The sequence below is a fragment of the Paenibacillus rhizovicinus genome, from assembly GCF_010365285.1.
Classification (GTDB): Bacteria; Bacillota; Bacilli; order Paenibacillales; family Paenibacillaceae; genus Paenibacillus_Z; species Paenibacillus_Z rhizovicinus.
The window spans coordinates 1664131-1688680 of the sequence record NZ_CP048286.1; the positions used below are offsets into that span (position 1 = coordinate 1664131).

25 protein-coding genes and 1 other annotated feature are annotated in these 24550 nt (G+C 54.5%); of the genes, 11 read left to right on the forward strand and 14 right to left on the reverse strand.

What is annotated here, in order from left to right:
* Positions 1-201 precede the first annotated feature (201 nt).
* The 3 genes from GZH47_RS07710 to GZH47_RS07720 are packed head-to-tail and all read right to left on the reverse strand — an operon-like array spanning position 202 to position 3934.
* A complete protein-coding gene (locus GZH47_RS07710; protein ID WP_162639561.1) occupies positions 202-2235 on the reverse strand; it encodes a peptidoglycan D,D-transpeptidase FtsI family protein in 2034 nt (677 codons plus the stop codon).
* Between the two features lie 26 nt (positions 2236-2261).
* Positions 2262-3431: a transglutaminase domain-containing protein gene (locus GZH47_RS07715; protein WP_162639562.1), complete on the reverse strand. Its 1170-nt coding sequence runs from the start codon at positions 3429-3431 to the stop codon at positions 2262-2264.
* Positions 3432-3490: 59 nt separating this feature from the next.
* Entirely contained in the window at positions 3491-3934 is a 444-nt protein-coding gene (locus GZH47_RS07720) for a hypothetical protein (protein ID WP_162639563.1), read from the reverse strand.
* A gap of 248 nt (positions 3935-4182) precedes the next feature.
* Here GZH47_RS07720 and GZH47_RS07725 point away from each other — a divergent pair, with 248 nt between their 5' ends.
* Both GZH47_RS07725 and GZH47_RS07730 read left to right on the forward strand, forming a co-directional pair.
* On the forward strand, positions 4183-5394 hold the full coding sequence (locus GZH47_RS07725) for an MFS transporter (protein WP_162639564.1): 1212 nt from the start codon (positions 4183-4185) through the stop codon (positions 5392-5394).
* A 339-nt stretch (positions 5395-5733) separates the two neighbouring features.
* Positions 5734-6105, forward strand: a complete 372-nt coding sequence (locus GZH47_RS07730) for a toprim domain-containing protein (protein ID WP_162639565.1) — start codon at positions 5734-5736, stop codon at positions 6103-6105.
* Between the two features lie 204 nt (positions 6106-6309).
* On the opposite strand, the gene GZH47_RS07735 is transcribed toward GZH47_RS07730, so the two are convergent.
* Genes GZH47_RS07735 through cyoE form a run of 3 tightly spaced genes read right to left on the reverse strand, consistent with a single transcriptional unit; the run spans position 6310 to position 8799 of the window.
* Positions 6310-7254: an AEC family transporter gene (locus tag GZH47_RS07735; protein ID WP_162639566.1), complete on the reverse strand. Its 945-nt coding sequence runs from the start codon at positions 7252-7254 to the stop codon at positions 6310-6312.
* Between the two features lie 3 nt (positions 7255-7257).
* Positions 7258-7878, reverse strand: a complete 621-nt coding sequence (locus tag GZH47_RS07740) for an SCO family protein (protein WP_162639567.1) — start codon at positions 7876-7878, stop codon at positions 7258-7260.
* A gap of 57 nt (positions 7879-7935) precedes the next feature.
* The gene (cyoE, locus tag GZH47_RS07745) at positions 7936-8799 is read right to left on the reverse strand and encodes a heme o synthase (RefSeq protein WP_162639568.1); all 864 of its coding nucleotides are present in this window, start codon (positions 8797-8799) and stop codon (positions 7936-7938) included.
* A 215-nt stretch (positions 8800-9014) separates the two neighbouring features.
* Here cyoE and GZH47_RS07750 point away from each other — a divergent pair, with 215 nt between their 5' ends.
* Entirely contained in the window at positions 9015-9437 is a 423-nt protein-coding gene (locus tag GZH47_RS07750) for a cell wall hydrolase (RefSeq protein ID WP_162639569.1), read from the forward strand.
* 39 nt (positions 9438-9476) lie between these two features.
* On the forward strand, positions 9477-10097 hold the full coding sequence (gene gerQ, locus GZH47_RS07755) for a spore coat protein GerQ (RefSeq protein WP_162639570.1): 621 nt from the start codon (positions 9477-9479) through the stop codon (positions 10095-10097).
* On the opposite strand, the gene GZH47_RS07760 is transcribed toward gerQ, so the two are convergent.
* Complete coding sequence (locus tag GZH47_RS07760; protein WP_162639571.1) at positions 10075-10371, reverse strand: hypothetical protein; 297 nt, start codon at positions 10369-10371, stop codon at positions 10075-10077. The two genes, gerQ and GZH47_RS07760, sit on opposite strands and share 23 nt — an antisense overlap.
* Before the next feature lie 317 nt (positions 10372-10688).
* Here GZH47_RS07760 and GZH47_RS07765 point away from each other — a divergent pair, with 317 nt between their 5' ends.
* Positions 10689-11675 carry a metal-dependent hydrolase gene (locus GZH47_RS07765; protein ID WP_162639572.1) on the forward strand — a complete coding sequence of 329 codons (987 nt, stop codon included), beginning with the start codon at positions 10689-10691 and terminating at the stop codon, positions 11673-11675.
* Between the two features lie 174 nt (positions 11676-11849).
* Here the strand turns inward: GZH47_RS07765 and GZH47_RS07770 are convergent, their stop codons facing one another.
* A complete protein-coding gene (locus GZH47_RS07770) occupies positions 11850-12080 on the reverse strand; it encodes an alpha/beta-type small acid-soluble spore protein (RefSeq protein ID WP_162639573.1) in 231 nt (76 codons plus the stop codon).
* A 117-nt stretch (positions 12081-12197) separates the two neighbouring features.
* Here GZH47_RS07770 and GZH47_RS07775 point away from each other — a divergent pair, with 117 nt between their 5' ends.
* Positions 12198-12374, forward strand: coding sequence for a DUF5325 family protein (locus tag GZH47_RS07775; protein WP_162639574.1), 177 nt, complete (start codon positions 12198-12200; stop codon positions 12372-12374).
* Positions 12375-12428: 54 nt separating this feature from the next.
* On the opposite strand, the gene trpS is transcribed toward GZH47_RS07775, so the two are convergent.
* Both trpS and GZH47_RS07785 read right to left on the reverse strand, forming a co-directional pair.
* A complete protein-coding gene (gene trpS, locus GZH47_RS07780; RefSeq protein ID WP_162639575.1) occupies positions 12429-13415 on the reverse strand; it encodes a tryptophan--tRNA ligase in 987 nt (328 codons plus the stop codon).
* Between the two features lie 55 nt (positions 13416-13470).
* Positions 13471-13722: a binding site (T-box leader), on the reverse strand.
* Between the two features lie 386 nt (positions 13723-14108).
* A complete protein-coding gene (locus tag GZH47_RS07785) occupies positions 14109-14423 on the reverse strand; it encodes a DUF2087 domain-containing protein (protein WP_162639576.1) in 315 nt (104 codons plus the stop codon).
* A 359-nt stretch (positions 14424-14782) separates the two neighbouring features.
* On the opposite strand from GZH47_RS07785, the gene GZH47_RS07790 reads away from it, so the two are divergent.
* Complete coding sequence (locus GZH47_RS07790) at positions 14783-15664, forward strand: YihY/virulence factor BrkB family protein (protein ID WP_225446394.1); 882 nt, start codon at positions 14783-14785, stop codon at positions 15662-15664.
* 306 nt (positions 15665-15970) lie between these two features.
* Here the strand turns inward: GZH47_RS07790 and GZH47_RS07795 are convergent, their stop codons facing one another.
* Both GZH47_RS07795 and GZH47_RS07800 read right to left on the reverse strand, forming a co-directional pair.
* On the reverse strand, positions 15971-17977 hold the full coding sequence (locus GZH47_RS07795; RefSeq protein ID WP_225446395.1) for a beta-propeller fold lactonase family protein: 2007 nt from the start codon (positions 17975-17977) through the stop codon (positions 15971-15973).
* Positions 17934-19961, reverse strand: coding sequence for a hypothetical protein (locus GZH47_RS07800; protein ID WP_162639578.1), 2028 nt, complete (start codon positions 19959-19961; stop codon positions 17934-17936). Before GZH47_RS07800 ends, GZH47_RS07795 begins: the two co-directional genes overlap by 44 nt.
* Positions 19962-20215: 254 nt before the next feature.
* Here GZH47_RS07800 and GZH47_RS07805 point away from each other — a divergent pair, with 254 nt between their 5' ends.
* The 3 genes from GZH47_RS07805 (at position 20216) to GZH47_RS07815 (ending at position 21791) form a co-directional block, all read left to right on the forward strand.
* On the forward strand, positions 20216-21142 hold the full coding sequence (locus tag GZH47_RS07805; RefSeq protein WP_162639579.1) for a permease: 927 nt from the start codon (positions 20216-20218) through the stop codon (positions 21140-21142).
* A gap of 12 nt (positions 21143-21154) precedes the next feature.
* Positions 21155-21487: a DUF1980 domain-containing protein gene (locus tag GZH47_RS07810; RefSeq protein WP_162639580.1), complete on the forward strand. Its 333-nt coding sequence runs from the start codon at positions 21155-21157 to the stop codon at positions 21485-21487.
* A gap of 91 nt (positions 21488-21578) precedes the next feature.
* The gene (locus tag GZH47_RS07815; protein WP_162639581.1) at positions 21579-21791 is read left to right on the forward strand and encodes an alpha/beta-type small acid-soluble spore protein; all 213 of its coding nucleotides are present in this window, start codon (positions 21579-21581) and stop codon (positions 21789-21791) included.
* 87 nt (positions 21792-21878) lie between these two features.
* On the opposite strand, the gene GZH47_RS07820 is transcribed toward GZH47_RS07815, so the two are convergent.
* A complete protein-coding gene (locus tag GZH47_RS07820) occupies positions 21879-22280 on the reverse strand; it encodes an O-methyltransferase (protein ID WP_162639582.1) in 402 nt (133 codons plus the stop codon).
* Between the two features lie 248 nt (positions 22281-22528).
* On the opposite strand from GZH47_RS07820, the gene GZH47_RS07825 reads away from it, so the two are divergent.
* Positions 22529-23788, forward strand: coding sequence for a methyl-accepting chemotaxis protein (locus GZH47_RS07825; protein WP_162639583.1), 1260 nt, complete (start codon positions 22529-22531; stop codon positions 23786-23788).
* Between the two features lie 99 nt (positions 23789-23887).
* On the opposite strand, the gene GZH47_RS07830 is transcribed toward GZH47_RS07825, so the two are convergent.
* Entirely contained in the window at positions 23888-24547 is a 660-nt protein-coding gene (locus GZH47_RS07830; protein ID WP_162639584.1) for an SGNH/GDSL hydrolase family protein, read from the reverse strand.
* Positions 24548-24550 lie beyond the last annotated feature (3 nt).

The following is a 24550-nucleotide window of genomic DNA, read 5'->3' on the forward strand; positions in this document are numbered from 1 at the left end:
GCTGCTTATGGTTTATCTTATGCAACAGTTTTTCCGTTGTGCAACATTTGGCCGAGCTCGAAACGTATAAAAAACAGGCTTCCGCCGATGCGGCGAGCCTGTTTCACAAACCTATCTATTGCAGCAGCGCTGAAATGAAGACTACCTGCCGAATCCATCAGCCATGCCGTTCGTCCCGTTTACCTGGCACCTTCAGCACCATTATTGCACGGGCGCGTTCCCGGCCGTATTCCCTGCTGCCGTACCGCCTGCAGACGGCGCTTTCGGCACGCCATTCATGCCGATATGCGCATCGTACGCGTCCAAAATCTTGCGCGCGACCGGCGCCGCTCCATCGGCGCCGAAGCCGCCTTCAGGAATAACGACGGCCACGGCAATGACCGGATCCTCGGCAGGCGCGAATGCGATAAACACCGAGTTTTCGACCGTCTTGCCGCTGACCTGCTGCTGGGACGTTCCCGTCTTCCGCAGCACCTTGTACGGCGTGTTGTTGAAGTCGGCTACTTTAACATTGGCCATGCCGGTTTCGATCTCTTTCCAGTAGGCATCCGGAAACGTGATCGTGTTCAGCACTTCCGGCTGGTACTTCTGCACGACGTTGCCGTCGGAATCGTGGACTTCCTTCACGAACTGCGGCTTCATCCGTTTGCCGTGACTCGCCAGCGTGGCCGCATATTGCGCAAGCTGGAGTGTCGTATACCGTCCCATCTGGCCGAAGGATGCCAGAATGAGCGCCGACTGCGCGCTCGCGGCTTCCTTCTCATGGAAGTAGCCGATAACGCCCCGGCTCTCGTTCAACAAGCCGCTTTCCGTATCGACGCCCAGGCCGAACTGCTTGACGTACCGGTCCCAAATATCCACGCCGTTCGCGGGATCTTTACGGTACAGGGCGTCTCCGACCATCTTGGCCATGAACGGGTTGGAGGAGTGGGAGATCGCCGATGCCGGGTCGAGCGTTCCATAAGCATGTCCCTTCGCGTTCCCGATGCGGCGGCGCGTGGGTCCTTCTTTGCCATAGAAGAACGACCCTGTATCCGTATAGGTCGAACTTGTCGTGAACAGCTTCTCATTCAGTCCGATCAGCACGGACAGCGGCTTCTGGGTCGACCCTAGAAACACGATGGATGACGGATGCTTGCGCTGTTCCTTCGGATCGTCGTACGGCCCGATGACCGAGCTGATGGTGCCGTTCTGCAGCACGTATTTGATGGAATTGTAATCTTCCGTCGTAATGCTGCCGCCTTCCCAAATATTCGGGTTGTAATCCGGCATGCTTGCCATGGAAATCACCTTGCCGGTCTTCACTTCCATCGCGACGGCGTAACCGGTCTTGGCGTTCGGCGCGCGCTTATCGGTCGGCGTCGTCCTGAGAAAATGCAGCTGGTCCATAATCGCCTTCTCCGTCGCTTCCTGTACTTCGCGATTGATGGTCAGATAGATGTTGTCGCCCTTCTCCGGCGTCGTCACGACCGGCGGGCCGATGATCCGGCTAGCGGCGTTGACGGGATATACCTTCAGTCCGTTCTTGCCTCGCAGCACGTCCTGGTACATGAATTCCAAACCGTCGTAGCCGACATCCTCCTGCTGCAAGTACTTCAGTCTCGCATCCTCGGTCTTCGCTTTATCCTTATACAGCCCGTTCTCGGCGCCGCCGCCGAATTTTTTCAAATACCCGACAAGCTGGACGGCCGTGTTGGTCGTATCATAATGACGAATGCTTTCCTCGATGATGTCGATCCCCTTGAACAGATCGCGGTTCTCCATGAAATAGGCAATTTCATCCGCCGTCAATCCGCTCTTGATGCGCCGCGGAACGGATACCGTATTCTTCTTGTAATCCAAATCCATGTTCTTGACGACCTGCTCGAGCTTCACCGCGACCGCCGGGTCTCCGTACCTCTGGAAGACGTCGAACAGCTTCTGGGCCGTCGCGATGGAATCTTCCTTCTTCGCCCCGGGCTCAATGCTGTAATAGAGCGACTGCGTCGACGTGGAATACGCGATAGCTTTGCCGCCCGAATCGTAGATATTGCCGCGGATCGGCGGAATCAGCACTTTCGTCGTGCCCCGTTTCTCCTCTTCTTCCCGAAGCGAAGGGCCTTCGACGAACTGCAAGATCGCCAAGCGCACGATCAAGACGCTGAATAAGAAAAAAGTGGCAAAAAAGAATAAGTTCAGACGGAACGAAAAGTTCCGCCGTCTTGATTTCTCCCGCTTCTGCGGATCGTCTTCCACCTGCAATGACTCCTTTCGCTGCTCCGTTAAGCGTCCCGAATATGCGATTTCGAGAAGCCGTCCGGATTAAACCAGTCGCCCGAGGACGCCCACGTCGCGTCGAGCGGAATCCACTCGCCGCCGGCATCCGTGAGCTTCACCTCGTTCCAGGCATGCGGACCGTAACCGCCGTCGCCGGTCGCGCCCTCACCGGTCACGACGCGAACTTCCAAACCCGCGGAACGGGCCATGACCGCATACAGCCTGGCCACATCTATACATACGCCCTTACGGGTCGTAAAAGTTTCAGTCGGCGTCTGTTCTTTCCAAATTCCGTGCTCCGTGTAATTGTCCGCTTTGTCCCAATCGTATGCAATCCGCGTCCCGACCCAGCTATAGAGCGCGCGGGCCTTCTGCTCGTCCGTGGACGAATTCTTCGTTACGGCAGCCGCAGCTTCCTCGATATTCGGCGGGATCGCCGCATCGATGACATCGTACTTGCGTTCCAGCACATGGCGGAATTCCGCTTCCACGGCTTCCGTGAATACCGGTCCCTGCTTCAACACGTCGCCCGCCACGGGATTCAGCAGCTCCGACGCCGTTTTAGTATACAACGCGGAGGCGCGGATAATGTCCGTTCCGTAGGCATGCGGCAAGATCGAGACATAGACGAATAAACAGGCCATCACGATAAACGCACGGCCCCCGCCCAGCAACGCGCCGATCATGGCGCCCGTCGTCCGGCTCGCCGTCCCGGAAATCAGCGGCGATTCGGCCATGCGCCCCCGTCCTGCCCTGCCGCGCGCAAGCACGCCGTCAACAAGGCCGAACACGAACGGCTCCAATGCGTGGAGCAGCAGCCGCAGCACCGAATACAACAGGAGGAACAGGACCCCGAAGCGCAGCAGATCGAAATCGCGCAAGCTCGTGACTGCCGTAAACCAGAATTGTTTCAACGCGCTTAAGTCTTCCTTTGGAACCGTAATGCCTCGATCGATCAGCCAATCCCGAACGAATGGAGACGCATAGACCGCTCCCCTGCCCGCCAGGAGAAGAGAAACGACAACCGTTGCTGCCTGCCAAATAAAAAAGAAAAGGTGCTTCGCTGAACCCGACGCACCTCTTCTCATTCCCGAAAACAAGGAGACAAGCAGGATAAGTACCACCATGAGCGCAACCGGTTCCGGTTTCAGCAGGGTTTGAACCCATGTATGCATGATGAAGCCTCCTTATAACCAATTATGCAATGTGCTCTGTCAATCCGCAGATCGGCGAACTAAACGTTCTTCTTCGCCTGATCAATTAACGATTGAATCGTCGCATCGATCTTCCAGGTGCCCAGCGACGTGCCGCGGAACGAGACTTTCACTTCCCCGTCGCCCGGCGTCCCGTTCAACTCCAGATTCTTCGTTGAGACCGTAAACGTTCCGTCATCATTATAAGTAAACGTCGCATCCTTCGCTTCGCCCGCCATCGCAGCGATCGCTTCCTGCTTCACGCTGTCCGCCACCTTCGTCCCGATGGATTTGACGTCTTCCAGCGAATAGCCGCTGTATACGACGACGCCGGCCAGGATGGCCACGACGAGCAGCCATTTGACGACCGTCTTCACGACGCGCACGACCAGCAGAAGCACGACTAGCGCAATCACTAGAATTAACCACTTGTCTTGAAAAAACTGAACCCACGTATCCGTGTCATAGTTAAAATCGAAGCTCATTTTGCGCGCACGCCTCCATTATACCGCCAATAGGCCAATCTACCAACCATTATACCCCATGACCCTATGAGCGTAAACCAGGGTTGGCCGGGAGAGACATAACGAGGCTCCGGGATGCGTACAAGTAGTAACAGCCGTCTCTATGCGTTTCGAACCAATGAATGCCGCTTGCCGAATCATCTAGATGAATGCCGCAAACCAATCTCCGATTAGTTGCAACGAATCATCTTTAAAGGAGTAGTGATCCAATGAGAACCGCCATCTGGCTCTACCTGTTCTTGTTCGTCGCGTTCTTCGATCTGCACGCCCAGTATCCGATTCTCACGCCGTTTGCCGTATCGCTCGGGGCCGCTCCTTCCTTTATCGGTCTCATGATGGGACTGTACTCCATTACTCATCTGCCGGGCAATCTCATCGCCGGCTTTGGCGTCGACCGGTTCGGCAGCCGCCTGTTCATCGTCTTCAGTCTCGGCGCAGCCGGCGGCATTCTGCTGCTGCAGTCCCATGTAACGAATCCTTGGCAGCTGTTGACGCTCCGTTCCATCAGCGGCTTCGTGCTCGCTTTTCTTTCCCCGGCGTGCATGTCGCTTCTGGCGCGTATCGCCACAAGCCGCGTGAAGCAGCGGAAGCTCATGGCCGGCAACGGCCTCGTACATACGCTCGCTTCCGTCGTTTCCCCTGCCGCCGGCGCTTATTTAGTCGCCCAGATCGGCTTCACAACCGCTTTCAGCGTACTGGGCTGGGTGCTGATCGTGACTGCGGTTTGCGCCTTGTTCTTCATCCGCGACGTGCCCATGCAGAGCGCTCTGCCTATCGGCAGCCTCCATCAAGCCAAAGCCCAGGCCGAACTGATCGGCATGCGCGGCGAGGAAGCCAAGAAGGAACGTCCGCCTGCCATTCCGTGGCTCATCTTCCTGCTGCCGATCGCCATGAGCTGCGCCCAAGGCATTTTGTCGTTCGAGCTGCCGCTGATGTCGACTACCAAAGAAGGCATGATGACGACAGGACTGCTCTTCTCCATCGTCAGCCTCGGAGCGTTGTTCACGCTCAGCCTGCTGTTCTTGAACAAGATTTCGCCGTTTCTTCGTTCGCTGTGGGGCGCTTTCCTGTTGGCGCTCACTTATTTTGCGATCGCTGCAGGGGCGCCGCTGCCTTTTTATCTGCTTCTCTTCTTCCTCGGCATGGCCAAAGGGGTCATTTTCCCCGCGCTGTCTTCGCTCTTGATCGAACGCAGCGGCGGCGAACGATACGGCCGGATCTTCTCGATCCTGTCCATCGCCTTCTCCATCGGCGCCTTCTTGGGGCCCATGCTTGCCGGACAGCTGCGCAACTATGTCTCCCCTTACTACATCGCCTTTGTCGGCTTAATGATCGCCGTGGCCGTCTTGCCGTTCTTTGCCGATTCGAATAGAACCCGGGACGCTCGGGATGCAGGCGCCCATTTTTCCCATACTGGGTAAAGGCACAGGGCTGATATCATTCAGGGGCATACATTACAGAGTGGCAAATGGCTGCGATGCATGAACGCACAGCGCCTAGAGCCCTAGTCCTCAATATTCGAAAGAGGGGTGACTTCACAATGTCCCAATGTGTAGAACCAATCCACGGCGGCCACCATCATGGCCTTACGTCTCCCGCAGCAATCCTCGTTCTTTTCATCCTGCTCGTAATCGTACTTTGCGGTTGCTTCGCCTAAACCCAAGTCGCCATAACTGCAAAGACGGCCTGCCGAGCTCCGGCAGGCCGTCTTTTCGTTTGGCTGGCAAATAAGGTAAGATGGCGATAGAGGTGAGACATCCATGGATATCGTCTTGATCGTGGAAGGAAAAAACGACCGCAGCCGGCTGCGGCGCGTGCTTCAGGAAGAAGTGCCGATTCTATGCACCTACGGCACGCCCGGCACGCAGCAGATCGAGAAGCTCCGACGACAGGCCGGCGACGGCCAAGTTTACATATTTACGGACAACGATGCATCCGGGCGGCGAATCCGCGGCATGCTTCGCGATGCGTTTCCCGACGCCGAGCATATCCATACGCGGCGCGGCTACCCGGGCGTGGAGAAGACGCCTGAAGAATACTTAATCGAACAATTGGAAAAGGCCGGCCTGGAGGCGTATATCTTGTACCCGCCGCAGAGTGCCGCCCAATGGAGTAAGGAAGATGGAATTTGAATATATAAGGCATGCCCTCCGGTGCGGAGTGGGTTAAGGGTTTTCGTAAGAAAACCGGCATCGGAAGCATAAGCTCGATCGCTGTTGTAGCCGGATAATCGGAATCAATCCACGTATGGATATTATCCGGCTACAAAGGCGACCGCTTGCTTCTACAACTCCACTCCGACTCTCTGGGCTGCTCGCCGAAAAGCTGCAGTCCACTTAGATGTGCAGCAAGTAAATCACGGCAGTCACCGTCACGATGCTGAGCGTTGTCGACAGCAGGACGACTTGCGAGGCGAATTCCGGTTCGTTGTCGAATTCCACCGCCAACAGGACGCTGGACAATGAAGTAGGCACGCACGAGGATACGATGAGCGCTTTGGCCATGAGGCTGTCGATGTCCGTGTAGCTGTTCGTCCGCAGCAGCCATACGACGGCCAGCGCCAGCAATGGCCCGCCGATCAGGCGGAGCGCACAGGAGATGAGCACGTCCTTGAGCTTCGGATGACGGAAGGTCAGTTTCATGCTGCCCAATTGCACGCCGAGCGTAATGAGCGCAATGCCTATGAATGCGTTTGCTAAATAACCGAGCGGCGTGGATAACGCCAGCGGAATAGGCACGTGCAGATTGTGCATCAGCAAGCCTACCGGAATCGCGTAGATGACCGGCAGACCCAGAATGGTGCGAACGATCTCTCTCGCTTGGAGTTTATGCGAATTGACGTTGTAAATCCCGTATGTATTCGGCAGGAGCGACTGCATCATCATGATCAGCACTTGAACGGACAACGTATACGGATTGGAAGCGAACGCCAGCTGATTGAGCGGAATCCCGTAATTGGCGCTGTTATAGAACAGGATGCTGTTGCGTACCGCGCCTTTCATCGCATTAGGCGTTTTCCGGATCCGGATGACCGCTTCCACGCATCCGTACATCAAGATCATGAATAAAAAGAAGAACAGCAGCACTTTGAACATTACAGGGAACGAAATGTCGGTCGAATACAATAAATTAAAGATCATGGCCGGCGAGAACAAATAGAAATTCAGCTTCGACAGCGTCTTGATATCCAAAGAAAAAACCCGATGCAGCGTGATGCCTAAAGCAATCATGACTGACAACGGGATTACATTGTTCCAAAGTATAGAGACGAATATGGCCATGCGTTATTCTTTCACGAGCGCATTGATGACGTCCGTGATTTTGTCCGCATTCTGCGACTCATCAATGGAACCGGTCATGTATTTGCGCACGACGCCTTTACGGTCGACGAAGGTAATCGTATCCGTATGCGTGAATGTGTTCGACTTCTCGTCTTTCAGCAGCGACAGCCCGAAATCCCTCATCAGCTTCTCCGTCTCTTCCGCGTTGTCTTCCCGCAGGAATTTCCAGCCGCTTGTATCGATGTCGAATTTGCTTGAATAGGATTTGAGCGCTTCCGTCGTATCCCGTTTTGGATCGAACGTCACCCACAGGAAATCAACGTCTTTGCCGAAGGTGCCTTTGTCCTTCAGCTTGTTCTGCACCTGGGTCATCAAAGCCGTCGTTGGCGGACAAATATCCGGGCAGTTCGCATAGAAGAAGTAAACAACCCTTACTTTGCCGTTCGTATCGTCCAGCGTGACCTTGTTATTGTCCAGATCGTTTAACGAAAAGCTCGGCGCGTTCATGATGTTATCCAGCTTGACGTCTGAGCCTTTCGTGGATGAGAGGTATAAATAAAGTCCCATCGCGGCACACAGCAAGAGCACCGCGATCGCAAAGCCGTATTTACGTATTACGTGCATGCATTGATCCTCCTTGGTTGCCCGGGCTGGTCGTTCTGCCGAAGCAGAACGGCCGGCCTAGCCAATCGCGCCGTTCGTATCCGCAATCATGATAAGGAATACGACCATGAGATAGTTGATGGAAATCAGGAAATTCGTTCTTGCCCACTTAGTCGTGTCCGTCGCCCGAATGCCCATGATCGTATGAACGAGCCATACGATGCCGCAGACCAACGATATGATCAGGTACGTGTAGCCGACATAATCGTAGGCGAACATCAGGATCCCCGTCGGGATCAACAGCAGAATATAAGGCAGCATTTGCAGCTTCGTCCGCGGAATGCCTTTCACGACAGGCAAGAGCGGGAAGCCCGCCGCGCGGTACTCTTCGACTCTCCGGATCGCCAGCGACCAGAAATGCGCCGGCTGCCACAGGAAAAGCAATGCGAACAGTATCCATGCGCCTTCATCCACCACGCCCGTTACCGCGCAATAGCCGATAACCGGCGGCATCGCGCCGGAAACGCCGCCGATCGACGTGCTCCACGTCGACGTCCGTTTCAGCCACATCGTGTAAATGACGACGTAGACGAAAAATCCAAGCAGTCCCAGCCAGCCTGTGAGTGGATTCACAAGCGTGAACAGCACCGTCACTCCGATAATCCCTAGCACAATACCGTAGATCAACACGCCGGTCGGATTGAGACGTTTCGTCGGCAGGGCGCGATTCTTGGTACGTTCCATCTTCGTATCCAACTCGCGGTCCCAGTAATTATTAATGACGCATGCCGATGCCATCGTCAATGCCGAACCGATGAGCATATAGAGCAGCAGCAACCAATCGATATCCCATTTGGAAGCGACCCAGAACCCGCCGAACGCAGCAATCGCGTTTAATCGAATGATGCCAGGTTTTGTCAGGGCCACATAATCTTTAAGCACAGCCAGCCTCCCCGCTTCCAGTCCCGATGAGCGTTTTTTCGCTCATTTTCTGTTTTAAAATCGTTCTTAATCATACCGAAAAAACAGGCTCTTGACAATGTTCGCGGTTCCTGTTCATGAATTTGACACCTGTTGGAACCATTTTGCCCAGATCTCAATACACTGTCAATGTGGTTCATGGCCCATACGAGCGAAAGGAAGTGGAAGGTTCGGCAATGGCAGTCATCAAAACCAATTCGGAACAAACGAAGCTCCTGGCACGTCTTCTCCGCGCCGAAGCCGAAGGCGAGGGCGAACTCGGCATGCTGATGGTCGGCAACGTCGGCGTCAACCGCGTTCTGGGCAACTGCATCGATTTCAAAAACATCCGCACGATTCAACAGATGGTCTATCAAAGTCCCGGCGGATTCGAAGCGACGCAGAAAGGCTACTTCTATCAGTCGGCAAGGGACAGCGAAATCGCCCTCGCCAAGCGCGTCATCAACGGGGAGCGGCGATGGCCGGCTACCAACGCCTTGTGGTATTTCCGTCCAGCCGGAAACTGTCCTGCGACATGGTGGGACCAAAGGCTGGTCGATAAATTTAAATCCCACTGCTTCTACGCTCCTAAAGCATCGGAATGTCCAGCGGTTTACTAACCAACGCAACACATTAACGAAAGCGAGGAATTACATCTTATGTCAAACGGTTACGGCTACAACACAGCGGTAAGTCCAGCAAGCACGGGAGGTTTCCCAGGTTACGGGTACGGCGGCGGCTTCCAGCAGCCGGTCGCGACTCCGTTCCCGGCGCAAATGCCGACGCAGATGAACGCGCAGCAAATACCTATGCAAATGCCAGTGCAAATGCCAGTGCAAATGCCAGTCCAAATGCCGGTTCAATCTCCTATGGTAGCAGGCGCGTCCACGCAGCCGCCAAACATCCCAAGCGGTTCCTTCGTTACGCCTGCAGGCGGCAACATCGTCGCGGTTCCGGTAACGGAAGAATCCTACGTTGAGAACATTTTACGTCTGAACCGCGGCAAGATGGCGACTTTCTACATGACATACGAAAACAACCGCGAATGGAATGCTAAAGTATTCCGCGGCATCATCGAGGCTGCAGGACGCGATCATATCATCATCAGCGACCCGTCCACAGGCATGCGTTACCTGCTGTTGACGCTGAACCTGGATTATGTCACGTTCGACGGACCGATCAATTACGAATATACATTCAACGGCGTCACGATCTCGAACACTACGGCTATGCCGACGACAGGAACAACGACGACAACTACCGCTCCGCTCGGCCGTTAATCGGCTTGAACGTCCAGGCATGGATTTTGGCGCTGCCGCCCGGCACCCAGTCCGCCATATCCCGCCAAGAAGAACGCTCCCCGCAGCGTTCTTTTTTTATGCGCTCCGCTTCTTCGACGTTCGGCGCTTCCCATACTTCGACAAACAACAGCGGTTGATCCGTTCCTTCGAATAGCTTGAAACCCGGGAATTCATCCTGTTTTTCGGCGATCCATTCCCGATATGTCAGCTCTGCCGCCGAGTCGATGCGATACTCCACGAAACAAATAAACATGAAATTCATCCTTTCGTTATAAACGCCCACGATTCGGAAAATACTTAAGCGTACATATAAGATGTATGAAGGTGAAACGGCTGTCGCCGAATTAGACGGCGCAGTAAGTTTCAGTCCTGGTGAAACGCGAACCGCCATTCTTTTGGCGGCGGTACAAGTTTCAGTCCTGGTGAAACGCCAATCACCATCCTAACTGGTGATGCAAGTTTCATTCCTTCCGAAAATATAAGCAAAGTATAGCAAAAAGTTATACTTTGTTATATTTTACACAAAAAATGCAGATTTCATCGCATGCATACTCAAGGAGGTTCTGTGCTATGGATAGCGGAACGCATTTGGTCTTCGGCATCGGTCTAGCGGGTCTGGCGTCGATCGACCCGGCTGTCGCTTCGGACCAGACGCTCTACGCCGCCGTGTTACTTGGTACGGTCATCGGTTCCCAGGCTCCGGATTTGGACGGTTTACTAAGACTCAAGAGCAATGCCGCTTATATCCGCAACCACCGCGGGGCTTCGCATTCCATTCCCGCCATCGCGATTTGGGCCGTCGTCATTACGCTGCTGATCGAAACGATATTCCGGTTCAGTCCTTCGTGGCTGCATTTAGGCGGCTGGGTGCTGCTTGCCGTATGTGTCCACGTGTTCTCGGATTTGTTCAACACCTATGGCACGCAGGCGGCAAGGCCTTTCACGCAGAAATGGATATCCTGGAACATTATCCATATTTTCGATCCCGTTATTTTCGTCTCCCATCTGATTGCCATCACGTTATGGGCGCTGCGAATCGGCGATCCGACGATTATTTTCCCGCTGCTGTATGCCTTCCTGATCGTGTACTATATATGGCGAACCGTCACCCATAAGGCACTTCAGAAGCGGCTTGTCCAACTGGACCCCGGCTATCAGAACGGCGATCAGTTCATCTTGATTCCGACCATTTCGCTCTACGACTGGAACGTCGTCAAACGGCGTCCCGACGGCCGCTTCTTCATCGGCGATTTCCGTCAGGGCAAGCTGCGCTGGATCGATGACGCCAAATGCGAAGAGCATCCGGCCATCGACCGCTCTCGGAACGACCCGTCCATCCGGGCTTTCCTCTACTTTACTTCCTTCGCCTGCGCCGAGGTGCAAGAGCATCCGTGGGGGTACGAGGTTCGCTGGTCCGACGTCCGCTACAGGCACCGGAAGCAGTATCCGTTCGTAGGCGTGCTCGTCATGGATAAAGAATTCAAAACGCTCGGTTCCTATGTCGGCTGGCTAAGTGACGAGAGGCTGCAAAAGCGTCTTCGCATGAATACGTACTGACAAGCTGCTCTTATCGCCGTCGATTCGGCCGACTTGACTCCATGGGCCTCTTCTTGCAAAATAGAAGAGGCTTTTTGTCGCGTGCTGCGCATGCCGGAAACCGCGAAAAAAAGCAGAAGCTCAAGGTTGCCCTTGAGCTTCTGGATGTTCACTTCTCGAATATCCGGTTATCGATTAACGGAACTGCGAGGAACCACCGGACAATTGTTGCTCGGCGATTTGGACCAATTTACGCGTGATGTAGCCGCCTAGGGAGCCTGCGTCACGAGTAGAGAAGTTGCCATAGTAGCCGTCTTGCGGAATTTGAATGCCCAGCTCTTGAGCTGCCTCGTACTTCAATTGGCTAAGTGCTGCGCTTGCTTGCGGTACAACCAACGTATTGCTGTTGCTGTTACGTCCTGCCATGTGGAATTTCTCCTTTCAACTCTTACGATGGTGTGTTGCAAACTTATTATGATTCGTTTGCGAGAAGAATATGCTAAACTCGCTCAAATATTTTATTACGTGAAGGAGTAGGTTCTCTTGTCCAAGCCAATGGCGCTTTTTTTCTCGATTCTCTCCGTGCTGCTCATGTGTGCCACAGCGATTTCCATCAGCTATAATGGGTGGGTCGCCTTGCTTTTCTCCCTCTTGACGATATTCAGTATCGGTGCCGGATTTATCGTTAACGCCAAAATGAGACGCCGCAGACAGGGTTGATCCCCATCTGCGGCGTTTGTCTTTTTCCTCTATGCGTCTATGCGCCTGCTTCGGTTAGCGAGGCAGCAGGAAACCCATTTTCTCTTTGGCACTGCGAAGCATGTCGTTCGCGACGGTCGATACGTTATCCGCACCCTGCTTCAAGATGTCGTGGATCTCTCCGGAATTCCGAATGTCCGCATACCGCTTCTGAATCGGCTCCAGCTTCGCGACTACAGCCTCAGCCAAGTCCTTCTTGAACGCGCCGTAGCCTTGTCCTTCGTATTTCGCCTGGATTTCCTCCAGCGTCATGTCCGCGCAATGCATGTAGATGCTCATCAGATTGCTGACTTCCGGCTTCTCGGCCGGGTTGAACAGCACGTCGCGGCCGGAATCCGTCGTTGCCCGGCTGATTTTCTTGCGAATGACGTCCGGCGGATCAAGCAGCGCGATGTAGCTGGCCGGATTCGGATTGCTCTTGCTCATCTTCTTGGACGCGTCGTCCAGCGACATGATCCGTGCGCCGACTTTCGGAATGTACGGCTCCGGAATGGTGAACAAATCGCCGAAGCGCTGGTTGAACCGCTGCGCCAGGTCGCGCGTCAGCTCCAAGTGCTGCTTCTGGTCGTCCCCGACCGGCACGAGATCCGCGTTATACAGCAAAATATCCGCAGCCATCAGGGTCGGATACACGAACAAGCCCGCACCGACGGAGTCTTTGCCCGTCGACTTGTCTTTGAATTGCGTCATGCGCTCCAGCTCGCCCATGTAGGCCAGCGTCGTAAACAACCAGCCCAGCTCCGCGTGCGCGGATACGTGGGATTGCGCAAACACGCTTGCTTTGGCCGGATCGATGCCTGCCGCGATGAAGAGCGCCGCCACCGACTCCGTCTGCTCTCTCAGCGCTGCCGGCTCCTGCGGCACCGTGATGGCGTGCAGGTCGACGACCATGAAGTAACATTCATGCGTGTCCTGCAGCTTGACGAAATTTTGAATCGCTCCAATGTAGTTGCCCAGCGTCAGTTGACCGCTCGGCTGAATGCCGGATAATACGCGTCTCATTGAACACAGCCTCCTAATAAACCCCAAAATTTAAACACAAAAAAAGCCCTCCGCCGCAAGGGACGAGGACCGTGGTGCCACCCTAATTTGTTTGCTGCGCGTCGCAGTCATGCTGTTCGAGACGCGGCAAACCTCCAAGCTTCGTAACGCGAAGCGAAACGACGATACATACGGAACTCGCAGGAGCTCTTTCCTCATCGCGGCTCGGGGATCCATTCGGTCAATCGGACGCCTGCGCCGGTTCACACCACCCACCGGCTCTCTGAAGCGTTCGTCCGCGCTTACTTGTTCCCGTCATTGCTTTAGACGATTATACCTTGCAGGTGGGCTTAAAATCAACAGCGGCTTGGGGACCCCGAGGGAACCTTCCCTCTGGACACCCGGATATTTGTCCGTGACTTCGACAGCGGCGTTCGGGGCGCCATATGGTGCTTGTGCTCGTATTTGTCCCTATCGGGACAAGACTTTACTTTGTGTTGCGTCCCCTGCGGGGGCTTTCAACTTAAGACTATCCCCCTGAGGGGGACCCCGAGGGAACCTTCCCTCTGGACACCCGGATATTTGTCCGCGACTTCGACAGCGGCGCTCAGGGCGCTCTGTGGTGCTTGTGCTCGTATTTGTCCCTATCGGGACAAGACTTTACTTTGTGTTGCGTCCCCTGCGAGGACCCCGAGACTTGCCACTCCGCTTGCCCTAGCCGAGCGTTTTCCAATCCCGCCACTCTTTAGATTCATTCACTTCGTAAATGTCGTTTTCTCGATTCACGAATTTGTGTATGAAGAGTTCCCTGCGTATCGTTGCGAAGTCTTCGTTCAAGGGCTTAATGAATGCATTGATCTCCTTTTCAGAATACTTCTTCCGGGCATCAAGTTGATTTGCGAGATGTTCGAGTACGATTAGCCTTTTTTTCAATTGTGACGGCAGATGCACGATGCTGCCCTGTTCGGTGATAAAATTTCGCAGTACGGATTGCTTCAACTTTTCGTTTTTTATAGCTTGATCCTGCATTCTTTAACCCCCATTTAATTAGATATTAATCTAATTAGATGATAATCAAATTACATCGAGTTGTAAAGCCTTTCTTGACTTCATCACAGGATCTGCCTTGCAACAGGTTGCTTTGCCTGTTTTTCTCCCGGTCCAGGACAAGACTTTAAACTTTTGCGCATACGATGTACTTAGATTCGGTTTGTCCGCTTGTTCGGCTGGTTAATAGTGAGGGAACAAAGTAAGGAGGGATTCCTATGGCAAGTCCCTGGTCCACGCCCGGGTCGGAGTCGAAGACTGCTGGCTCTGGATCCACGAAACCAGTTGGTGCCCGGTCTGTTCCGACTGCCCAGCCTTCGAAGAAAAGGGGCCGGATGGGCATGCTATCCTTTTCGAAGCATTTGTATTGCAGGTTCCAGGACGACGACGTGCAGGCGATGGGGGCGCAGTTGACGTATTATTTGATTCTTTCTTTCTTTCCTTTCCTGATCTTCATCATCGCCGTGCTCAGCTTCGCCGATTTGACGGTGAACGATGTCATCGACCGCATTCGGCCCGTCATGCCCCAAGTGTCTACGAAGACGATCAGCGATGCTTTTACGGAAATCCAAAACTCGCGCAGCGGTTCGCTGTTATCCCTCGGCTTGCTCGTGACGCTCTGGTCCGCCTCGAGCGGCGTGGGCGCGGTCATGAAGGCGCTCAACAAGGCGTACGACGTCGAAGAAACGAGGCCGTTCTGGAAAGTCAAGGCGTACGCGTTGCTGTTTACCATCGTCCTTGCGCTCGTAATCGTCTTCAGCCTGGCCATGCTCATCTTCGGACGCGTGACCGGCGACATGCTGTACAAGCAGACACGACTGCCGGGAAACCTCGATGCCATCTGGAGCGTTGCCCAGTTCGTACTGCCTGTCGCGGTCATGGCCATCGTCTTCGCCGCGCTATATCTATACGTCCCCAATCTGCGGCTTCGCTTCCGGGAAGTCATTCCCGGCGCGTTATTCGCGACATTCGGCTGGATTATCACGTCGCTCGCCTTCTCCTTCTACGTCAACAACTTCGGGAACTATTCCAAAACATACGGCAGCATCGGCGGCATCATCGTCCTGCTGACCTGGCTCTACTTGTCGAGCATCGTCATCGTGGTAGGCGGCGAGATCAACGCAGTGCTCCATTTTGACCGTCACGGCAAGTCGAAGGAATACAACAAACAGTTCTCCATACCGATTCCGTTCTTCAACAGAAACAAAAAACAGAAGCACTGAAACTGCTTCTGTAGAAATAGGCAGCCCCGCAGGGGCTTCTAAAAAAGGGTAGCCCCACAAAGGGGCTACCCAAAGAGTATAAAGTCTTGTCCCGATAGGGACAAATACGAGCACAAGCTCGCAAAGGCGCATCAAGCGCCTTTTCCGAGCATACCGACAACTTTCCGGGTGTCCAGAGGGAAGGTTCCCTCGGGGTCCCCCTCTGGGGGGATAGTCTTAAGTTTTATAATTCCATACATGGACGTCAGAGTAGGCGGTGCTTCCCGCAGGGTCCGAAACACGACCCGAATGAATACAATTTCCCCATTATTGGATTTGCTTCAAATAAGAAACAAGATCGCTGATTTCCTTCTCGGACAAATCCGACGTGTGCCCATGCTCGTCTCCGGCGCGTTTGATGACGTCCTCCAATGTTGCGGCGCTGCCGTCGTGCAGATAAGGCGCCGTTGCATAAACGCCTCGGAGCGTCGGCGTATCGAACAAGCCGCGCTCGCGCTTATTGGAAAACGCTCCGCGGGCATCGCCGCCGTAATCGACGTCCGCGCTGTTGACCGTACCGACATTATGAAGGAAGGATGTATTGTCCGTAGTCAGCTTCCCGTCTGAACCGGTTGCCTTCACGCTGTCGGTCATGACGTCGGCAGCATGGCACATCACGCATTGCGCTTTGCCTTCGAAGATTGCTTTGCCGCGCTCCGCATCCGCCGTCAATTGTCCATCCTCGGTCCGGAACGGACTTTGCGGCACGGGGAACGCATCCGGCATGGTCATGTAAGCCTTCAAGGCATCAAACAGTTTCTTCGCGTCCGCAGGAAGCGGCTTAGCCGGATCCACGTCGCTCAACCCGCCCATCTCGCCCTGCACGGTATGAATGTAATCGTCGAATTCATCCCGGCTGCCGTCCCACATAAACAAGCCCGTCTCGAACGCCAGCACGTTGCTCGGAATGTTTCGCGGCCCCTTGGCCGTCATAATCGACAACTGATCGACCTCACCGTCGGAATGGCAGGACGCGCAGCTCATCCAGTTGCTTCCCGTAAGCGCGAAATCATCGGAGTTGGCGCTGTAGAACAGCGTCTTGCCCAGGCGCTGCTGCGCATTCAGCCGATCTTGACCGATTAGCTTGAGCGGCTTGCCGTCCACGCGTGCCTGGCCGCCTTCCTCGTCCGCAGGCGGAAGCGTCACGACGGTCAAATCATGCGAGCTCGAGTTGTGAATGTACAGACTGCCGCCATCCTTCGACATGACCATGCCGATCGGCAAGTCTCCCGGCAAATGATGAATAATCTGACCCGCCCTGCCGCCTCGGGCGATATCGAAGACGAGCAAGTCCTCGCTCCCCCCCATCAGCGCGTAAGCTTTGTTGCCGTCAGGCGAGAATACGATATCGGTCGGGTTGGAAACGATAATCGTCTTGCCGAATTTATCCTTCACATCGATCGCTTTAAAAAGTTCCTTGCGCGACTTCGCATCTTCCTGGCCGGTTTGCGCGTCAACGACCGACAGCGCTGGGAAGATCACTTCCTCGAACTGAACCGGCGTATCCGTATTCGTAAGCAGATGCGCTTCCCACAGCGACTTCCCGTCCGGCGTCAGCCGCAGCTGCTCCACCGTGTTCGGCTTCCCCTGGCTCTTCTTCCGATCCGGCAAATCCGGAGAATCAGCAAGCTTCTTCGCGCTCAACGGATCCATGGACGCCGTATCGAAAATCGTCGTAGCCGACGTCAAATAATCCGACACGTACAGCTTTCCGCCGTCCGCCGCAATGGCGACTGCGCGCGGATTAGTCCCCGCCTTGACTTCTTTGAGCACGGCACGGGATTCCGTATCGACAACGGCCACCGTACCGGATCGATAGTTGGTTACGTACAGCAGCTTGCCGTCCGGGCTTTCGACGATTCCATACGGTTCGATTCCCGTCTTCACGGTACCGAGCACGGTTCCTTTATCGATATCCACCCATTCCACGGAATTGGCGTACCGGCAGGTTACGTACAGCGTGGAACCGTCAGCCGATAATGCAAGCTCCCGCGGTTCTTTGCCCACGGAGATTTCTTTCTTCACCTTGCGTTCCTTGGCATCGACGACAGACACGGTATTGGTGTCGCCATTTGCAATGTACAGCGTATCCCCGTCCTTGCTCATGACAATGCTGCTGCCGGATTGGGGCGCGGGAGAGGCAGAATCACCGGAATGCGAACAGCCGCTTAACAACGCCATAACGGCGAGTGCAGCTGCACCCGCCGTTAGTTTGATCGCCCGCCATCCGTTATTTTGTAATTTTGACCGGAAGAAGAATAGGAGCAATCCCATGATCACCATGTCCTTTCTGAGGTTGAGGCACCGTATCGCCATCCGTGTTGCCGGAATCGTCGCCTTCCTTATAAACATCGCCGGTATCCCAGAATTCGCTGGCCTGCATGCCTTCATCCAGCGTAGGCCCGTTGATGACCTGGCGGAAGAAGGATACATAGCGATCTTGGATCGCATTCTGCTCGAGCGCTTTCGGAGCGTCCGTGTCGCCGCTCGTATTCTTCAAATGTTCCAGCGCCAGACGGAATACAGCCGACACGCCGCCAGCCGTGAACGCATCGTAATTCGCTTCTTTGCCGTTCGTTTTGTAGGCTTTCAGGTCATTATCCCAAAGCTTCTCGTCCATAGCGACATACAGCTTGCGTGCCGCATCCCGGTATTTCTCGTCCTCGGTGACGAGGAACGCGGACGTCAAACCGCGAATCGCGCCGATCTGAGCTTTGAGCGTCGTATCCGAGTTCGCTTTGCCTTTCGCCGTATCGTATCCGGTCACGGCCAAGCCGTCTTTATTGATCAGCGTATTCAAAATAAAGTCCGCCTGTTTCTGAATCATTTCCTTGGCTGCGGCGCCTTGCTCGGTCTTCAAGCCTTCCGCTGCTTCGCCGCTGGCATAGCCGACAGGCAGCCCGTCGATGGCGCGTTCGAACATCCGCAGCGCTTCGATCGTATAGCCGGCCTCGAACGTATCGACCTCCGTGCCTTGCTTGTCGCCGTTAGACTCCGTCACGAATGCGCCGGCTTTATCGTTCCAATGGCGATTCTTCACATTGTCGAACACGGATAGCAATACGTCGCGCGTAACCGTGTATGGATCCGTGGAGGCGATATCGTTGCTGTCGTCCGCATCCACGTTGACTGCCGGCGCGGCAGGGAACGGATCGCCGTCGAACACGCGGGCAAACGCCGGATTGCGGTTCGGATTCGCCGTACGCTGATCGGTCATGCCGAAAAATTCCGACGTCGGCCAGAGCATCAGCCATTGATCCTGCAGCAAGCTGCGGTCATCGCTGACTTTAAGGCTCTTCGCAGCGGTGAAGTCCTTGTCGCCGTTCTCTTCCACGTCGACCGCATGCGGCAAATAGCCGCCTTGCGCGTTCGCCAGCGTTCCAATGTTCTTGTTCGCCGGATTGTAGAACAGATTATCGCGGACATACAGCAGCTTGTTCCACACCTCGTCGGTCAAAATCATCCCCTGCATGCCGTCGACCGAGCTGACGCCCAGCTTCAAGCCTTGATCGTCTTCCGAACCTTCTTTGGCCGTGGAAGCATCCACTTCCTCGTCGCTCTTCGCATCGTGCAGGTTGCCCAGGAAATCGCCTGCCCACAGGGATTGCTTCAGCATCGTACCGCCATAGGCGGCGGGAATCAGCTGTTTCTTCATTTTATCGCGGTTCCAGCGAAGGGAAGCGAAGTTCACTTGGTAATTCGGGATATAAGCACCGTCTTCGCCGTCGGCGAATTTGGCGGTGTCCACGTCTTGATTGTATTCCGGGTCGCCCGATGCGTATTCGATGAAGGTCGGGAACATATTCTGCTGAATGTCCTCCGCCGGTTGACCGACGCTCTCGGCCATATGCTGGAAGCGCGAAGCGAGCAGTTCATTGTTGGACACGCCTGCTTGTTTCGCTTCCTCCGCCGTTGCCGGGCCGTTCGCCAAGTGAAGGCCCAGACCGGACTTCTCGACGACTTCGTACATCGCCTCTTCGGAATATTCATAGGATTCGATGCCGGCCTTGTAGTCGAAGGCAGTCGGCTGATCGATTTTGCCGGCGTCCAATACGTCGAGATCGACGCCGAGCGATTCCGCTAGCGGTTCGCCGGAAAGTTCGAATTCCGCATAAGCGAACATGTTGCCCGCCGTATCGAAGTTGTAATCCGATACTTTCACGTGCACGTCGTTGTCGTCGCAGGCCGTCAAAGCTACTGAGCAAGCCAGCAGGGCGGATATCGCTGCGGCTCCCGTCGTTCTCTTGCTCCAATTCATTTGAAGAAGTCCCCTAACTTATAAAAGAGTGGTGTACGTTCCCGAGTTATCAATAATGAGAATCATTATCACACAAAGCGAATTCTACTCCCTTTTCATTATGTTGGCAATGGTTTTTTTACTGATTGTCCGATTTGCCATAAAGTTTGTCCTGCCGGTTAACAAGCCTGCATAGCTTATAGTTAGCGGCGTTGTCTGACGGCGTATGTCGCTGCCGATTATGATTTCGATTCCGAAGGGGAGCGGCTGTTGCCATGCATGAATTCCAACATATTTTCATCAGCATCATTATAGAAGCTTTTCCGTTCATTCTGCTGGGCGTCCTCGTCTCGGCCGTGCTCCAAGTTTTCGTCTCGGATCGGCTCATCGCGCAGCTGACTCCGCGCAATCCGATCGCCGGCGTGCTGTTCGGAAGCCTGCTCGGCTTGCTGCTCCCCCTTTGCGAATGCGGCATGATACCCATCGTGCGCAGGCTCATTCGCAAAGGCATGCCCGCCTATATCGGCATGGTCTTCATATTCGCGGGGCCGATTATCAATCCGATCGTATTCGTCTCGACGTTCAATGCGTTCAGAGCCGAGCCTTCGATTGCCTACGCCCGAATGGGGCTGGCTTTTGCCGTATGCATACTGCTCGGAATGGTCCTCTACGCCTTCATGAAACGGAATCCCCTCAAGCTCGGTCTGCAGTCTTTCGTATCGCAAGGCTCGCGGCTGCCAGACGACGACAACTACCAATATAATCACGGACATGTGAACGGCGGGATTCAAGACCGCATCCAGGCGACGTTCACGCATGCTTCTGAGGAATTGTTCGATATCGGCAAATATTTGATCATCGGCGCATTCATCACCGCGCTCGCGCAGTCCGCGCTTGACCCTTCGCTGCTCCATCAAGTCAGCGGTTCGCCCGCGCTGGCGTCGCTCTTCATGATGGCGGCCGGATTCGTGCTCTCGCTCTGTTCGACCTCGGATGCCTTCGTCGCCTCGTCGCTGCACGGCATCTTCGGTCCCGGAGCGCTGCTCGCTTTCCTCGTCTTCGGCCCCATGGTCGATGTCAAAAGCCTGCTGCTGCTCTTCGCCGCCTTCCGCAGCAAGATCGTTGTCGTCATCGTCGCTTTTCTGATCGCCGCGGTATGGATCGGTTCGATGCTTACGGAGAAGCTCGTATTCGGAATCTGAGGAGGAGCAGCCTTGATTACCCTGTCGACAAAACAACGCAGAAACATCGTTCATCATCTCATCCGATGCGGCATCCTTGGCGCGTTCGGACTCTATATCGTCTATCTCGCCCGCACGGGCACGCTCGTCCTGTTCGTCGAACCGAACCTTGCCGTCCCGGTTAAACTGTCCGCCATCGGCCTGTTTGCGACCGCTATCTATCAGTTCCAATCCGCCGTTCAGGAATGGCAGGGCATCGAAGCGGCCGCATGCGACTGTAACCACGAGCCGCCCCGTTCGCTGCTGGCCAACTTGGTGGTGTATACTTTGTTTCTGCTCCCGCTCGCAATCGGGATCATCTTCTAAACTGGAAAAAAATACATGTCCTGAAAGCGCGATATTTCGCATAAACGCTTCCAGCGTATCCATACTAAGGGTACAAAAGGAGGTGATTACGATGGCTTCCAACAACTCTCTGGTCGTCCCCCACGCACATGCGGCGCTCGATCAAATGAAGTATGAAGTAGCGCGCGAAATCGGTATCGCTATTCCCCAAGACGGATATTACGGCGACATGGCAACTCGCGACGCAGGCGCAATCGGCGGCAACATTACGCGCAGACTCGTGCAAATGGCTGAAATGCAACTTGCAGGCAGAGCTTCCCGTTAAGGCAAAGCAATGACTCTCCAGGCGGCACACGATGCCCGACAAAGAAAAAGCTGCCCCTGCGAGCCGAGGCAGCTTCTTTGCTATGTTTCAAGGCGTTTCACGCAGCGCCTGTTGACCGTATTTCGGCGTATAGCGGAACATGTTCGCCAGGTTGTAATTGCTTTCGAACAGGATGCTTGCGGACCAAGTACCGGAGCGGACGGAGAAATCATACAGAATCTCGCCATGCGTCCAATTCCGCTTTAACTTGATGGAATCGACGGCCATTTGCCGGAATGCTTGAACTTGTTCGCGGGTCATGCCCTGTTCCGATTGTCCAATACGGCCGTTCTTGCTCTCGATGGGATTGTGGCGAACGCCATATTTCCCGACAACGTTATTCCGAATTTGAATGATGACCGTTCCCGCTAAAGAATGAAGCAGTTCTTCTTCCAATTGTTTAAATACGAAATCAACTTGCCGAGCCAATGTCATTGCATCGAGTTCCATCTGTCTCCTGCCTCCGCTACCTAATTTAGGATTTATTTTCCAGTTCATCCTACAGACCCATTATAGGACAGACCTTACCAGCTTACAACTATTTTTTTACAAAAACCTTACAGTTTTTTGGTTCTTTCGACATCTACTCCGCTCGCCCCTTCGGTTCTTTCGACACATTGCGATCGGATAGGACCAATATAGACAAAAAACAACGCGATGATATAATAGGATTATTCCAAAAATAGGGGGAAAGCAGGATGCAATGGTTCTCTGCATTATCGGTTCGGAATAAGCTGCTAACAGGCTGCTATGCGATCGTAGCCATCTTTTCAATTGCGCTTATACTTGGTTTGCTCCTTACGGGCGGCAGCATTCTTCTAGGCCTCTCCATAATGGTCATTATGGCAATTATCACCTATCCTTTAGCCGGCGTAATAGAGAGAGCGCTTACATCCTCCATTCAAGACATGACATCCATTGCGTTCAGCATTTCCAAAGGCGACTTTACGCAGCGGGTCGATGCCGCTTCTACCGCTTCGCTCGGCGAGCTCGGCCATTCGTTCAACAGCATGGTGGACAAGCTGCGCGATATCCTCAAAGAAACCTCGACCATCTCCAGAGTCGTGAACGATACGAGCCGCAGCATCTTCGATAAGAACGTCGCGCTCAAGCAAGTGATGCAGCAGGTTGCTTCCTCGGCCGGCGAGCTCGCTACGGGCGCAAACGAAATCTCCGAGGACGTCTCCGATATGGCGGAATCCATCCGCGAGATCGAAGATAAAGTAAGCGCATATACCTACTCGACCAAAGAGATGAATCAGCGTTCGGAGCAGACCCTGAGCCTCGTTTCCCGCGGCAGGCAGGCGGTCGAAAGCCAGTCGCAAGGGATGAACCGCAACGTGGAAGCGACTTCCCAAGTTGCCTCCGCCATCGAAGATCTGGCGAAGAAGGCGCAAGGCATCTCTTCCATCACGCGCACGATTTCGGATTTGGCCGAACAGACCAACCTGCTGTCGCTCAACGCTTCCATCGAAGCGGCGCGCGCAGGCGAGCACGGCCGGGGCTTTGCGGTCGTCGCGCAGGAGGTGCGCAAGCTTGCCGAGGAATCCACTTCGTCCACGAAAGAGGTATTCACGCTCGTCCGCGACATCGATGCCGGCGTACAGCAAGCGATCCAGAACATCAAGGTCAACGAAGAAGTCGTACATATGCAGCTGCAGATGCTGCACGACTCGGAACATATTTTCACGGAAATCGTGACAAGCGTCGAATTCATAACCACCCAAATCGCCCAGTTCTCTCGCGAAAGCGATGCGATGCTGGAGAGCGCCCGCAAAATCTCCGGCTCCATCCAGAGTATCTCCGCCATCACGCAGCAATCCGCGGCAGGCACGGAGCAAGTGTCGGCTTCCATGAACGAACATATCGGATCCGTTCAAGCCGTCGTCGAAGAGACCGAGAAAATGCAGCAAATCGTCATGCAGCTGCAGCGCACGATGTCCATCTTCAAAATCTGATTACATAGCGCAAGAAAAGCCGCTCTCGGTTGAACCGAGGCGGCTTTTTCATTTTGTGCTGCAGCTTTAGCAGTCCTTGAACTACTTGGAGCTTTTACTTTATAGGCCTTTAGCGTATTCGTATCCGACCGACTGCAGGAAGGCGCGCGCCAGCACGGCATGGCCGGCTTGGTTAGGATGCACGCGGTCCCATGCGAGCGTCCCGGAATACAGATGCTCCAGCACGCGGTTAAACGCTTCCTGCGTATCGATGAACAGCGTATCGTATTTGGCGGCGATCCGTTTGACCGCGGCGCCGTACAGATCCATCTGCGCCCGCATCCGGTCGTTCGGATTCGGCTCGATGAAGAACGGCGTCATGAGGACGAGTCCCTTCAGCCGCGGCAGCGTGCTTGCGACAAGCGCCTCCAGCTTCTCTTCATACTCTTCCAGCAAGACATGCGATTCCCTCATCGTCGGAGAATCGAATTGACGCCAAACGTCATTCGTTCCGATCATGATGGACAGCCAGTCCGGTTTCAAGTCCAGAACGTCGGTCTGCCAGCGCGCCTCGAGATCGCGGACCGTGTTGCCGCTAGTCCCAATATTCACGACGCGGATGCCGAGCTCCGGGTATGTCGATGTGAGCAGCGCATCCACGACGCCTACATAGCCTCTGCCGATCGCGTTAAACAGTCCTTCGCCGACAGGTCTTGCACGTTCGCAATCCGTAATGGAGTCGCCGATCATGACCAGCTTCTCGTTTTTGCCAATACGCATCGA